This is a genomic window from Mycobacterium conspicuum, from assembly GCF_010730195.1.
Classification (GTDB): Bacteria; Actinomycetota; Actinomycetes; order Mycobacteriales; family Mycobacteriaceae; genus Mycobacterium; species Mycobacterium conspicuum.
This window is the reverse complement of sequence record NZ_AP022613.1, coordinates 3,756,423-3,770,083: the sequence shown is the minus strand read 5'-3', so window position 1 is coordinate 3,770,083 and position 13,661 is coordinate 3,756,423. Positions and strand designations below refer to the sequence as shown.

Below are 13,661 nucleotides of genomic sequence, written 5' to 3'. Positions count from 1 at the left end.
TCCGACGCCGCTGTAACGCCTGGCGGTGTGTGCGGGATTAATCCTGCGAAGGAGGGGCGATGAATTTTTCGGTGTTGCCGCCGGAGATCAATTCGCTGCGGATGTTTTCGGGCGCGGGTTCGGGTCCGACGCTGGCGGCTGCGGCGGCGTGGGACGGGCTGGCGGCGGAGTTGGGTTCGGCGGCGGATTCGTTTGCGTCGGTGACGTCCGATCTGGCGGGCCAGGGATGGCGCGGGAGTGCGTCGGCGGCGATGATGGCCGCCGCGCGGCCGTACGCCGGGTGGTTGAGCGCGGCGGCGTCGCAGGCCGCGGAGACGGCGGCGCAGGTCAAAGCGGTGGCCGGGGCGTTCGAGGCGGCGCGGGCGGCCATGGTGCATCCGGTGACGGTGTCGGCGAATCGCGGCGTGTTGGTGAAGTTGGTGGCGTCGAATCTGTTCGGGCAGAACGCCGCGGCGATTGCGGCGGTGGAGGGCCAATACGAGCAGATGTGGGCCGCCGATGTCAGCGCGATGGCGGGTTATCACTCGGCGGTCTCGGCGTTGGCCGCACGGTTGGTGCCGTGGCAGGGCGCCGCGGCGGCCGCCTTCGGAAGCGTCAACCTGGGCCCCGGAAATATCGGCAGTTTCAATATCGGCGGTGGGAACAACGGCAGTCTGAACTTGGGCAGTGGCAACACGTCTGGTCACAACGTCGGCAGCGGTAATTTCGGCAATAGCAACATCGGCAGCGGCAATATCGGCAGCGGCAATATCGGCAGCGGAAATATCGGTGACCGAAATCCCGGCAGCGGAAACTTCGGCAGCGGCAACGTCGGTAGCGGCAATATCGGCAGCCTCAACTACGGCAGCGGCAACTTCGGCACCCTCAACTTCGGCAGCGGCAACAACGGCGACACCAACTTCGGCGGCGGCAATTTCGGTACCTTCAACCTCGGACTCGGCAATCTGGGTAGCACCAACCTGGGCTTCGGTAACCACGGCAGCGGCAACATCGGCTTCGGCAACACCGGCAACGACAACATCGGCATTGGCCTCAGCGGCAACGGTCAGCGCGGGTTCGGCGGCCTGAACTCCGGCTCCGGGAACATCGGCTTCGGCAACTCGGGTACCGACAACATCGGCTTCTTCAACTCGGGGCACGGAAACATCGGCATCGGGAACTCGGGTAACGGTAACGTCGGATTCGCCAACTCGGGCAACGTCAATACCGGCTTCTGGAACTCGGGCAATACGAACAGCGGCTTCGGCAACGCGGGTGTGGGAAACTTCGGCAACTTCAACGCCGGCAACTTGAATTCGGGCAGCTTCGACGCGGGTTTCTATAACACGGGCGCCATGAATTCAGGTGCCGGAGACACCGGATTCTTCAATTCGGGCAACTTGAACACCGGCATCGCAAATTCCGGTAACACCAACACCGGGTTCGGAAATTCCGGAAATACCAACACCGGCGGGTTCAACGCCGGCACACTCAACACCGGATTCGGCGGCACCCTGACCCAAACCGTCGACAATTCTGGCTTCGGCAACCAGGGCACCGGCAACTCGGGATTCGGAAACGACGACCCGGCGGGCTTCGGGAACTCGGGATTCTTCAACGCCGGCTCGGGCAACTCCGGCTTCTCGAACACCGATGACCCGGCACAGCTCAACTTCACGTCCGGGTTCCGAAACGTCGGCATCCGCGACGCGGGCTTCATGAACTCGGGCACCGGGCTCGTGGGGATCGGGAACTTTGGCGCCGACAGCTCCGGCATCTCAAACATGGGCGACACCAACTCCGGTGGATTCAATTCGGGTTCCGGGCTCGCCGGCTTCTTCCGGTGACTCATCGGGTGCGGAAGGGGCGCTGATGAATTTTTCGGTGTTGCCGCCGGAGATCAATTCGCTGCGGATGTTTTCGGGCGCGGGTTCGGGTCCGACGCTGGCGGCTGCGGCGGCGTGGGACGGGCTGGCGGCGGAGTTGGGTTCGGCGGCGGATTCGTTTGCCTCGGTGACGTCCGATCTGGCGGGCCAGGGATGGCGCGGGAGTGCGTCGGCGGCGATGATGGCCGCCGCGCGGCCGTACGCCGGGTGGTTGAGCGCGGCGGCGTCGCAGGCCGCGGAGACGGCGGCGCAGGTCAAAGCGGTGGCCGGGGCGTTCGAGGCGGCGCGGGCGGCCATGGTGCATCCGGTGACGGTGTCGGCGAATCGCGGCGTGTTGGTGAAGTTGGTGGTGTCGAATCTGTTCGGGCAGAACGCCGCGGCGATCGCGGCGGTGGAGGGCCAGTACGAGCAGATGTGGGCCGCCGATGTCAGCGCGATGGCGGGTTATCACTCGGCGGTCTCGGCGTTAGCCGCGCAGCTCACGCCCTGGCACGCCGCGAGCATCGGCAACGCCGGCGGCCTCAACCTGGGCCTTGGCAATATCGGCAGCTTCAACCCGGGCAGCGGAAACCGCGGTGATCTCAATCTGGGCAGCGGCAACATCGGTGACCTCAATCTGGGCAGCGGCAACATCGGCCAGGCCAACCTGGGCAGCGGCAACAAGGCCGGCCAGGCCAATCTGGGTAGCGGCAATGTCGGCAGCTTCAACCTGGGCAGCGGCAACATCGGCGAAGCCAACCTGGGCAGCGGCAACAAGAACGGCGAGTTCAACCTCGGCAGCGGCAATGTCGGCAGCTTCAACCTGGGCAGCGGCAATATCGGCGACAAGAACTTCGGCGGAGGAAATCACGGCGATCTCAACTTGGGCGGCGGAAATACCGGCAGCAACAATGTCGGGTTCGGGAACAGCGGCAGCGGCAACGTCGGCTTCGGGAACTCCGGCAATGACAACATCGGCATCGGCGTCACCGGCAACGGCCAGATCGGCATCCATCTGAACTCCGGCACCGGCAACATCGGATTCGGTAACTCCGGCAACGGCAACGTCGGCTTTTTCAACTCGGGTAGCCACAACGTGGGAATCGGGAACGCGGGCAGCGGCAACTTCGGCTTCGGCAACGCCGGCGACGTCAACACCGGCTTCTGGAACGGCGGTAACACCAACACCGGCCTCGCAAACGGCGGCAGCGGAAACACCGGCAGTTTCGACGGCGGCAGCACGAATTGGGGCGCCTTCAACGCCGGTTCGCGAAACTGGGGCTACGCGAACGCGGGCGACGGCAATTCCGGATTCTTCAATGCCGGCGAGGTCAATACCGGCCTATGGAATGCGGGCGACACCAACACCGGTTTCGCGAACGCGGGCGATATCAACACCGGCGGGTTCAACGCGGGGAAGCTCAACACCGGATTTTTCAGCCCGACGACCCAAGCCGTCCTGAATTCCGGATTCTTCAACGACGGCACGAACAACTCCGGCATCGGTCAAAACAACCCCGACGGCAGCGGAAACTCCGGCTTCCAGAATTCCGGCTTCGGCAACTCCGGTCTGGTCAACACCAGCACCACCGATGCCATGCCGGGAAACTCGGGAGTCCGCAACGCGGGCATCGGCAATTCGGGCTACACCAACGCGGCGATCAACGACACCGGCTTCTTCGTCGCGGGGGTGGCGAGTTCGGGCTATTTCATCTCCGGCAGCGGCAGCTCGGGCGTGGGCAACAGCGGCGACGGGCTTTCCGGTGTCTTCCACAACCTTTTCTAACGGCACGGGGCGGGCGAGTCCCGCCGGCGCGAAGCCGCGACCGCGGTTTGCCGGATCGGTCCAACACGTTCGGTGAAACCACGGGATTTTTGGCCGGGATTGACATACGATCCGGCAGTGGGGTTTGTCACGCGGGGGGACGTTGCGCGTGACAGTCGGGATGTCCTGTTGGCGGCGCCGCGCAGGCGGCTGGCTCGGTTGGGGTTGTGATGGTTTTGGATTTTGCTCGGTTGCCGCCGGAGATTAATTCGGCGCGGATTTTTGCTGGTGCGGGGTCGGGGCCGTTGCATGTGGCCGCGACGGCGTGGGATGGGTTGGCGCAGGATTTGTCGGCGTCGGCGTCGTCGTTTGATTCGGTGATTGTGGGGTTGACGTCGGGGCCGTGGGCGGGTCCGGCGTCGGCGTCGATGGCGGCTGCGGCGGCGCCGTATGTGGCGTGGTTGACGGCGGCGGCGGGTAAGGCGGCGTTGGCGGCTGCGCAGGCGCGTGCGGCGGCGGCGGCGTTTGAGACGGCGTTGGCGGCGACGGTGCATCCGGCGGCGGTGACGGCGAATCGTACGACGTTGGCGACGTTGATCGCGACGAACTTTTTTGGGCTTAATGCTCCGGCGATCGCGGCCACGGAGTTCACGTATGTGGAGATGTGGGCTGCTGATGTGGCCGCGATGTTGGGGTATCACTCGACGTCGGCGTCGGTGGCGTCGACGTTGGCGCAGTTTGATGTTCCGCCGTTGAGTTTGGCGGGGTTGACCGGGTGGGTGTCGTCGTTGGAGTCGCAGGCCACCGCGGCGTTGTCGTCGTTGGGTTCGTCGGTGGGTTCGTCGGTGACCTCGACGTTGACGAATGTGGCCTCGGTGGTGAGTTCGGCGGTGTCGAATCCGTCGGCGGCGTTGTCGGCGGTGGAGTCGGCGGCGTCGGGGTTGTCGCCGTTGACGTCGGTGGCGCAGATTGCGATGTATCCGGCGAGTATGGCGATTTCGCCGTTGATGAGCATCGCGCAGATGGCTAATAGCAGTGGGGCTGCCACGGCGGGTTTGGCTGGGGCTAATGCCGCGGCGTTGGCCGGTGATGCGACGAAGTTTGTGGGTAATGCGGTTCCCGATCTCAAGCCTTTTGGTGGTGCTGGGGGTCTGGGCGCGGGCATGGGCGCGGATTTGGGTAAGGCGCGGTTGGTGGGTGCGATGTCGGTGCCCCCGACGTGGCAGGGGTCGATGCCGGCGCGGATGGTCAGTTCGGCGATGTCGGGGATGGGTGCGATGCCCAATGCCGCCGCGGCGATGGCCGGTGCGGCTCAGGGCGCCGGTGGGATGACGCCGATGCCGATGCCCATGGGTATGGGAGGTGCGGGCGCGGGCATGCCGGGCGGCATGATGGGCCGCGGCGGCGCCAGCCCGCATGTGGTGCAAAACCGCCCCAGCGTCGTCCCCCGCACCGGCGTCTGACAGCGCTTCGGCAATGTCCACCCCTCGAACACGGCAAAGTTGGTAACTTTCCCGTCCCGCAGGCAAATATCACACGTCAGAAGCCTCGCGGTTTTGTGAAAGTGCGGATTTTTCGGCCCGGTTGGCTTACTATCCGGCAGCAGTGATACTCGCGCGTGGGTAGCTCCTCGGCCGGTTGGGGTTGTGATGGTTTTGGATTTTGCTTGGTTGCCGCCGGAGATTAATTCGGCGCGGATTTTTGCTGGTGCGGGGTCGGGGCCGTTGCATGTGGCCGCGACGGCGTGGGATGGGTTGGCGCAGGATTTGTCGGCGTCGGCGTCGTCGTTTGATTCGGTGATTGTGGGGTTGACGTCGGGGCCGTGGGCGGGTCCGGCGTCGGCGTCGATGGCGGCTGCGGCGGCGCCGTATGTGGCGTGGTTGACGGCGGCGGCGGGTAAGGCGGCGTTGGCGGCTGCGCAGGCGCGTGCGGCGGCGGCGGCGTTTGAGACGGCGTTGGCGGCGACGGTGCATCCGGCGGCGGTGACGGCGAATCGTACGACGTTGGCGACGTTGATCGCGACGAACTTTTTTGGGCTTAATGCTCCGGCGATCGCGGCCACGGAGTTCACGTATGTGGAGATGTGGGCTGCTGATGTGGCCGCGATGTTGGGGTATCACTCGACGTCGGCGTCGGTGGCGTCGACGTTGGCGCAGTTTGATGTTCCGCCGTTGAGTTTGGCGGGGTTGACCGGGTGGGTGTCGTCGTTGGAGTCGCAGGCCACCGCGGCGTTGTCGTCGTTGGGTTCGTCGGTGGGTTCGTCGGTGACCTCGACGTTGACGAATGTGGCCTCGGTGGTGAGTTCGGCGGTGTCGAATCCGTCGGCGGCGTTGTCGGCGGTGGAGTCGGCGGCGTCGGGGTTGTCGCCGTTGACGTCGGTGGCGCAGATTGCGATGTATCCGGCGAGTATGGCGATTTCGCCGTTGATGAGCATCGCGCAGATGGCTAATAGCAGTGGGGCTGCCACGGCGGGTTTGGCTGGGGCTAATGCCGCGGCGTTGGCCGGTGATGCGACGAAGTTTGTGGGTAATGCGGTTCCCGATCTCAAGCCTTTTGGTGGTGCTGGGGGTCTGGGCGCGGGCATGGGCGCGGATTTGGGTAAGGCGCGGTTGGTGGGTGCGATGTCGGTGCCCCCGACGTGGCAGGGGTCGATGCCGGCGCGGATGGTCAGTTCGGCGATGTCGGGGATGGGTGCGATGCCCAATGCCGCCGCGGCGATGGCCGGTGCGGCTCAGGGCGCCGGTGGGATGACGCCGATGCCGATGCCCATGGGTATGGGAGGTGCGGGCGCGGGCATGCCGGGCGGCATGATGGGCCGCGGCGGCGCCAGCCCGCATGTGGTGCAAAACCGCCCCAGCGTCGTCCCCCGCACCGGCATCTGACGGTAGCCGGCCTTCGTCTTGGGCTCAGGCACGGCCCACGCGCCGAATTAGTTTACTAATTATCGGCCATATTCGATTTGGCTACGAATTCGTGTCCATTACCGTCGGCGGTGTAGGTCGATTCGCGCCAACCGAGGGTGCGGTTTGCTGCCGATGATGGAAACGAAACTTCCGACGGGCCAGTCATTCCCTATCGGTTTGTGAAATCCGGGCACGACACGCCGGTCTGAGTACCCGGGCTCGTCGCCGTCATAACCGTACCGTGATGTGGAACTGCGTCAGGAGGCGGGCAAGGAGGGACGTGGCTGGCCGACACCCCGTCGACGGAATGACCCGTCGACAATTTCTGGCTAAAGCCGCTGCCGCCAGCAGTACCGGAGCTTTGCTGGATTTGGCGGGCCCGGTAATCGAAAAAGCCTACGGGGCCGGACCGTGTCCCGGACATTTGAACGACATCGAACACATTGTGTTGTTGATGCAGGAGAACCGGTCATTCGATCATTATTTCGGCACGCTGTCGGCCACCGAGGGTTTCAATACCCCGTCGCCGCTGTTCCAGCAGAAGGGCTGGAATCCGGCGACGCAGCGCATCGACCCCGCCGGCGTCACCATCCCGTTCCGCTTCGACACCACCCGGGGCCCCCTGCTGGACGGCGAATGCGTGCAGGATCCGGACCACGCCTGGATCGCCATGCACCATTCGTGGAACAACGGTGCCAACGACGGCTGGCTGCCGGCACAGGTGTCGAACAGCCCGATTCAAGGCAATGTTCCGGCGCCGATGGGCTACTACACCCGCAACGACCTCCCGATCCACTACCTGCTGGCCGACGCCTTCACCATCTGCGACCACTACCATTGCTCGCTGCTGGGTGGCACCACACCCAACCGGCTATATTGGATGAGCGCCTGGATCGACCCCGACGGCACCCACGGCGGACCGGTGTTGGTGGAGCCCGAAATCCAACCGCTGCAGCACTACAGCTGGCGCATCATGCCGGAGAACCTCGACGACGCCGGCGTCAGCTGGAAGGTCTACCAAAACAAGGTGCTCGGCGCCCTGAATAACACCGTCATCGGCTACAACGGGCTCATCAACGACTTCAAACAGGCCGGAGACCCCCGATCTAACCTGGCCCGCAACGGCATCGCCCCCACCTTTCCCGGCACCTTCGCCGCCGACATCCGAGCCAACAGGCTGCCGGCGGTTTCCTGGGTGCTGCCGGGATTCCAGTTCTCGGAACACCCGTCGCTGCCGGTCGCGGTCGGCGCCGCGGCCATTGTGGACGTATTGCGGATGTTACTGTCCAATCCGGCGGTGTGGGAAAAGACGGCACTGATCGTCAACTACGACGAAAACGGCGGCTTCTTCGACCACGTCACGCCGCCGACCCCGCCGCCCGGCACGCCCGGCGAATACGTCACCGTTCCCGACATCAACGCGGTGCCCGGCTCCGGCGGCATCCGAGGGCCGATCGGCCTGGGCTTCCGCGTGCCCTGCTTCGTCATTTCGCCGTACAGCCGCGGCCCGCTCAAGGCCAGCGAAGTCTTCGACCACACCTCGACGCTGAAATTCATCTCGCGACGATTTAATGTGCCGGTTCCCAATATCAGCGCCTGGCGCAACAGCACGGTCGGCGACATGACCTCCGCGTTCAACTTCGCGGTGCCGCCCGACCCGTCGCCGCCCAACCTGCGTCACCCGGCGCTGGCCGCGCTGCCCAAGCTCGCCCAGTGCATTCCCAACGTGGCTCTCGGCACGATCGCGAAGGCGGCAGTGCCGTATCGAGTGCCTTACCCGCAAGCCATGCCCACCCAGGAAACCGGGCCGGCCCGCCCGAAACCCAGCGGTCTCTGCTGATCCGAAGCCCGCGGCGGACCGGCAAACCCGGTGGTCCGGCCCCCACGTCGCCCTCGTGTTATGACACTGCGCGTTGTCTTAAAAAATTTAGGGCGCCGATTTGGCGACATAGGCGCGGGGTTTGGCTTACGATGCGAAGTGCTTAGTGGTGAATGTTTGCCGCTGAGCCTGACCCTTTGGGATCGGCAGTTGGAAGGGGACAACGTGCTCTTGCCTTTAGGTTCGCCGTTGCCGGACGACGCAGTGTCGGCAAGACGGGCCCACTCGGGCATGCTCGGTGCGTTGTCGGTACCGCTCAGCTGGGGCGTTGCGGTGCCACCGGAAGACTACGATCCATGGGCTCCAGAGCCGGAGGAAGGCTCTGAGCCCGACGCTATGGCGGTCGACGGCGCCCAAACTGACGCGACCCCTGAAGACATGGATGAATGGGACGAGTGGAGAGAGTGGAGCGAGTGGGAAGCCGAGGCCGAACCTCGCTTCGACATGCCGCGAAGCAGCAGCGTAATCCCGCATTCTCCAGCGGCTGGTTGAGAGGAAACTAGCGCTGTTCCTGATCGTGATTGGTGGCTTCGGCTCTGCCGTAGCCGGTGATCACGGCGGCTAACTCATACGACAAGTTTCTACTGACAAGGAGACTAAACATGGCACGCTTCATGACCGACCCGCACGCTATGCGGGCGATGGCTGGCCGTTTCGAGATGCACGCTCAGACGGTGTCTGACGAGGCTCGCAAGATGTGGGCGTCCTCGCAGAACATCGCCGGGGCTTCCTGGAGCGGTACGGCTCAGGCGACCTCTTACGACACGATGGGCCAGATGAACCAGGCCTTCAACAACATCGTGAACATGCTGCACGGCGTGCGTGACGGTCTGGTCCGCGACGCGAACAACTACGAGACCCAAGAGCAGGCCTCGCAGCAGATCCTCAGCAGCTAGTCCAAAACTGCTGCATCCCACAAACATTCGACTTAGGAGGACGTAAGAATGAGCATCAATTACCAGTTCGGCGATGTTGACGCCCACGGCGCGCTGATCCGCGCGCAGGCTGCCTCGTTGGAGGCCGAGCACCAGGCCATCGTTCGCGATGTGCTGGCTGCCGGTGACTTCTGGGGTGGCGCCGGTTCGGTGGCTTGCCAGGAGTTCATCACCCAGTTGGGTCGCAACTTCCAGGTGATCTACGAGCAGGCCAACCAGCACGGTGCCAAGGTGCAGTCGGCCAGCAGCAACATGGCCAGCACGGACAGCGCCGTCGGGTCCAGCTGGGCCTGATTGCAGTTCGCTAAAGCACCCGCCCACGGGAAACCGTGGGCGGGTGTTTTGCGTTGCGGGGGTGGCGGGTCAGAACCGCCCGCCGCCGCCCATGAAGCCGCCACCCGACGAGCTTGACGAGCCACCGAATGATGTGGGGATCCATCCGCCCAATCCGCCCCGGGTACCTCCCCTGAGCAAATCGCTGATAATGATCCCGCCGATCAGCGCGCCGGTGTCGTTGCCGCCGGCCCCGCCCCTGCGGCCGTACCCGCGTTGGGCCGACTGCACGTCGGCATTGGCCAATGACTGGGCATTGGCGGCCCAGGCTGAAGCCCCGTTGGCGTAGGCAGTCGCCTCGATCAGGTCGGTTGTCCGCTTGTCATGCGCGGCTTGCAGTCGTCTTTTGGCTTCGGCCAGGCGGGTCCGGGCCTCCGGCCCGATGCTGCCGCGACGGGTGTCGATGTAGTCCGACACTGCCCGTACGCGCGATTCCGCGGTGAACAGCGCCTGCTCGTAGGCGCGGGTGAGTCGCTCGGCCGTCGCCTGTTCGTCGGCCAGGGCGGCCAGTCGCCGGGTCAGCTCCGCGTCGGCCTTGGTCAACCTGAAGAATGCGCCCAGGGGGTCGGTGCTGCCGCGGGCGTTTTCGGCGGCGCTGACGGCCTCATCGCGCGCCGCCGTCAGTTCCTTGACGCGGGCAGACCGAGATTTCGGTGTGCGCCGCACTTGCTCGTCGGCGCGACCGATGGTCGCCTGGATATCGGCCAGGGTCGAGGGCAGGGTGGCGATGGCGTGCCGGATGTCGCCGGCCGCGGTGTCCACGGCGTCGAGCAGTGAACGCGCTTGTCCGAGCGCCGACTCGGCGGCATGGAAAGCATCCACCAATCCGGTCTGCTTTCCGCTCTCCGCCCGCCCGGCGAGATCGCGCGCCGCGCCGATGTTGCGCTCGGCGAAAGCCAACCGCTCACCCGCGCCGGTGACGTTGCCGGCGACCGAGCTCAACGCCGCATCGTCGAATTCGTTGTGCAGCTCGGCCATTCGCTGGTGCGCCGGGCCGATGCGGCTTGTCAGTTCGACGTACTGCTGGGTCAGCCCGTCGAGCCGGGACGGTGCGTTGATCACCAGATCCCGCAGCTTCTCGAACGCGTCGGTCTGCGACTCGAGCTCGCGGTCGGCTCGCGCCGCCGACACGATCACCTCGGTGAGCAGTTCGCGGCGCTGCGCGGGGGTCTCGGGCGTGGCGTCGTCGAGTTGCTGGCGCACGGTGAACGCTTGGGCGAGAGCCGCTTTGGCGGTGTTCACCGCATCGGTGAATGGTTGGGTCCGCTCGTCGCCGAACTCGTCGATCGCCAGTGCGAGCTCGTTGGTGCTGGTGCGTAGCGCATTGTCGACGTCGACCACCATCGACCGCGACAGGTCGTCGAGGGCCTGCGGCCCGACGGTGGCCAGCGCGTTCGCGTCGGTCGGATCGACGCGCCGCGCGGCGGCCAGCGCGGCCGCACGCCGCCGGCGGGCGCGGCGGCGCATGACGAGCAGCAAGAGCACGACGGCGAGCACGATGCCGGCCAGAATTGCCAGCAGCACTATCCGGCCGGTGTAACCGGGTGTCCTGTTGAGGCCGTTGGCCGCGGCGATGGCGGCGCCACTCCAGTCGCCGTTGCGGAGCGCCGGTTCAATCCGCGTGCGGCGCAGGTCGTCGATTTGACGTTCGGTGACGTTCCGGAGGCTCGACGGCACCAAGAACGCATAGGCGCGCTCAGTGCCGGACACCGCCAGCACGGCGTCGCTGTTACCCAGGTCGCTGATGGTGATCGTGCGTTTGGCCCAATCCGCCGCGGTCAGCCCGGAGAAGTTGTCGACGTAGACCACCCACAGCCGGATGCGGTGATCGCTGTAGAGCCTGTCGACGGCGGACGTCACCGCGGCGCGACCGGAATCCGACAGCAGGCCGGCGTTGTCGGTGACGTATCCGGGCAACCGGAACGGGGGCTGCGCGTCGGCGGGCGGCGCGAGCAGCAGCCCGGCGGTCACGACGGCGAGGAATACGCCGCACCAGCGAGCGATGCGCATGGTGGCTAATTTAGCCCTGCGACTTGCCGGCCCGGTCCTGGCAGACTGTGCTGCGGTGACTAAGACGTGAGCACGAATCAGCACGACCCCTACGACGACTTCGACCGCGACCGACGCGTGCTCGAAGCGCCCAAGACCGCGGGTCTGCCCGGCACCGAAGGCCAGCACCGCACCGACTTCGCCCGGGATCGGGCCCGGGTGCTGCACAGCGCGGCGCTGCGCAGGCTGGCGGACAAGACGCAGGTCGTCGGGCCCCGCGAGGGCGACACCCCGCGCACCCGGTTGACGCACTCGCTGGAGGTGGCGCAGATCGGGCGTGGGATGGCGATCGGACTCGGCTGTGACCTCGATCTGGTCGAGTTGGCCGGCCTGGCCCACGACATTGGCCACCCGCCGTATGGGCACAACGGCGAAAGGGCGCTCAACGAGGTCGGGGCCGCCTGCGGGGGTTTCGAGGGCAACGCGCAGAATTTCCGAATCTTGACCAGTCTCGAACCCAAAGTGCTTGACGGACAAGGAAATAGCGCGGGATTGAATTTGACTCGAGCGTCGCTGGACGCGGTGACCAAATATCCGTGGACCCGCGAAGCGGGGCAACGCAAATTCGGGTTCTACGACGAGGACAACGAGGCGGCTGCCTGGGTGCGTGCGGGTGCGCCGGCGCACCGTACGTGCCTGGAGGCGCAGGTGATGGACTGGGCCGACGACGTCGCCTACTCGGTGCACGACGTCGAGGACGGCGTCGTCTCCGAACGCATCGACCTGCGGGTGCTTGCCGACCCCGATGACGCGGCCGCCCTGGCCAAGCTGGGGGAGAGCGAATTCTCCCGGGTGAGTGCCGACGAGTTGGTCCAGGCGGCGCAGAGGCTGTCGGGGCTGCCGGTAGTCGCCGCGGTCGGCAAGTACGACGCCACGCTCGCCGCGTCGGTCGCGCTCAAGCAGTTGACCAGCGAGCTGGTCGGCCGGTTCGCCTCAGCCGCCATCGCGACCACGCGGGCGGCGGCCGGGCCGGGCCCGCTGGTGCGCTACCAGGCCGACCTGCAGGTGCCCGACCTGGTGCGGGCCGAGGTCGCGGTGCTGAAAATCCTGGCGCTGCAGTTCATCATGTCCGATCCGCGGCATCTGGAAACCCAGGCGCGGCAGCGCGAACGCATTCACCGGGTGGCGCAGTGGCTCTACGCCGGGGCGCCCGGAACGCTCGACCCGGTTTTCGCCGCGGCATTCATCGCCGCCGCCGACGACGGAGCCCGGTTGCGCGTCGTGATCGACCAGATCGCCTCGTATACCGAAGGTCGGTTGGAGCGCATCGCGCCCGCGCGGTAGGCCCGTCGGCGACGCGGATTAGGCTGCCCCTCATGACCAAACTCACCGCCGTTGCAACATTGGTGTCGTTCCCCGTTGTGGCTATCACCGCGTGTAGTTCCCCCCAGCATGCCAGCACCCAGCCGGGCACCACCCCCGCCGTCCAGAGCGGCTTCCCGGCCGCGACGACCACCGCGGCGTCGGTCAGCTCGGCGCCCGGCGCCGGATCGCTCACCGCGGAACTGAAAACGCCCGACGGCAAGTCCGCGGCCACGGCGACGTTCGACTTCACCGGCGGCTACGTGACCGTCACGGTAAAAACCGTGGCCCCCGGCATTTTGGCGCCCGGTTTCCACGGCATGCACATTCACGAAATCGGCAAGTGCGAGCCCAACTCGGTCGCCCCGGCCGGCGGTCCGCCCGGCAACTTCTTGTCCGCCGGCGGCCACTACCAGGCGCCCGGACACACCGGGAAGCCGGAAAGCGGCGACCTGACCTCGCTTGAGGTGCGCTCAGACGGTTCGGCCTACCTGGTCACCACCACCGACGCCTTCACCCGAGACGATCTGCTGGCCGGTAACAAGACCGCTTTGATGCTGCACGGCACCGAAGACGGCGGCATGGCCGGGATGTCGGAGCAACGCATCGCGTGCGGGGTCATCAACACCAGCTAGCCGGACTGCCGGATCG

The 13,661-nt window shown here is 66.0% G+C and carries 11 protein-coding genes; 10 read left to right on the top strand and 1 reads right to left on the bottom strand.

The genetic code is table 11. The features are described 5' to 3' along the window. Positions 1 to 59: 59 nt before the first annotated feature. The 8 genes from G6N66_RS17440 to G6N66_RS17410 all read left to right on the top strand — a co-directional run bounded on the left by G6N66_RS17440 (position 60) and on the right by G6N66_RS17410 (position 9,620). Positions 60 to 1,826: a PPE family protein gene (locus tag G6N66_RS17440; protein WP_085235382.1), complete on the top strand. Its 1,767-nt coding sequence runs from the start codon at positions 60 to 62 to the stop codon at positions 1,824 to 1,826. A 25-nt stretch (positions 1,827 to 1,851) separates the two neighbouring features. After that, positions 1,852 to 3,630: a PPE family protein gene (locus tag G6N66_RS17435; protein ID WP_085235381.1), complete on the top strand. Its 1,779-nt coding sequence runs from the start codon at positions 1,852 to 1,854 to the stop codon at positions 3,628 to 3,630. Positions 3,631 to 3,839: 209 nt separating this feature from the next. After that, on the top strand, positions 3,840 to 5,072 hold the full coding sequence (locus G6N66_RS17430) for a PPE family protein (protein ID WP_085235434.1): 1,233 nt from the start codon (positions 3,840 to 3,842) through the stop codon (positions 5,070 to 5,072). 186 nt (positions 5,073 to 5,258) lie between these two features. Further along, positions 5,259 to 6,491: a PPE family protein gene (locus G6N66_RS17425; protein WP_085235433.1), complete on the top strand. Its 1,233-nt coding sequence runs from the start codon at positions 5,259 to 5,261 to the stop codon at positions 6,489 to 6,491. A 328-nt stretch (positions 6,492 to 6,819) separates the two neighbouring features. Beyond that, complete coding sequence (locus tag G6N66_RS17420) at positions 6,820 to 8,352, top strand: phospholipase C (RefSeq protein ID WP_085235380.1); 1,533 nt, start codon at positions 6,820 to 6,822, stop codon at positions 8,350 to 8,352. 270 nt (positions 8,353 to 8,622) lie between these two features. Next, positions 8,623 to 8,883, top strand: coding sequence for a hypothetical protein (locus G6N66_RS30280; protein WP_139825447.1), 261 nt, complete (start codon positions 8,623 to 8,625; stop codon positions 8,881 to 8,883). 110 nt (positions 8,884 to 8,993) lie between these two features. Continuing rightward, positions 8,994 to 9,287 carry a WXG100 family type VII secretion target gene (locus G6N66_RS17415; protein ID WP_163645837.1) on the top strand — a complete coding sequence of 98 codons (294 nt, stop codon included), beginning with the start codon at positions 8,994 to 8,996 and terminating at the stop codon, positions 9,285 to 9,287. A gap of 48 nt (positions 9,288 to 9,335) precedes the next feature. Next, a complete protein-coding gene (locus G6N66_RS17410) occupies positions 9,336 to 9,620 on the top strand; it encodes a WXG100 family type VII secretion target (protein ID WP_163645838.1) in 285 nt (94 codons plus the stop codon). 69 nt (positions 9,621 to 9,689) lie between these two features. Here the strand turns inward: G6N66_RS17410 and G6N66_RS17405 are convergent, their stop codons facing one another. Beyond that, positions 9,690 to 11,669, bottom strand: a complete 1,980-nt coding sequence (locus G6N66_RS17405) for a TPM domain-containing protein (protein ID WP_085236581.1) — start codon at positions 11,667 to 11,669, stop codon at positions 9,690 to 9,692. 66 nt (positions 11,670 to 11,735) lie between these two features. On the opposite strand from G6N66_RS17405, the gene G6N66_RS17400 reads away from it, so the two are divergent. Both G6N66_RS17400 and sodC read left to right on the top strand, forming a co-directional pair. Beyond that, the gene (locus G6N66_RS17400; protein WP_085236583.1) at positions 11,736 to 12,992 is read left to right on the top strand and encodes a deoxyguanosinetriphosphate triphosphohydrolase; all 1,257 of its coding nucleotides are present in this window, start codon (positions 11,736 to 11,738) and stop codon (positions 12,990 to 12,992) included. Between the two features lie 32 nt (positions 12,993 to 13,024). Beyond that, on the top strand, positions 13,025 to 13,645 hold the full coding sequence (gene sodC / locus G6N66_RS17395) for a superoxide dismutase[Cu-Zn] (protein WP_085236585.1): 621 nt from the start codon (positions 13,025 to 13,027) through the stop codon (positions 13,643 to 13,645). Positions 13,646 to 13,661 lie beyond the last annotated feature (16 nt).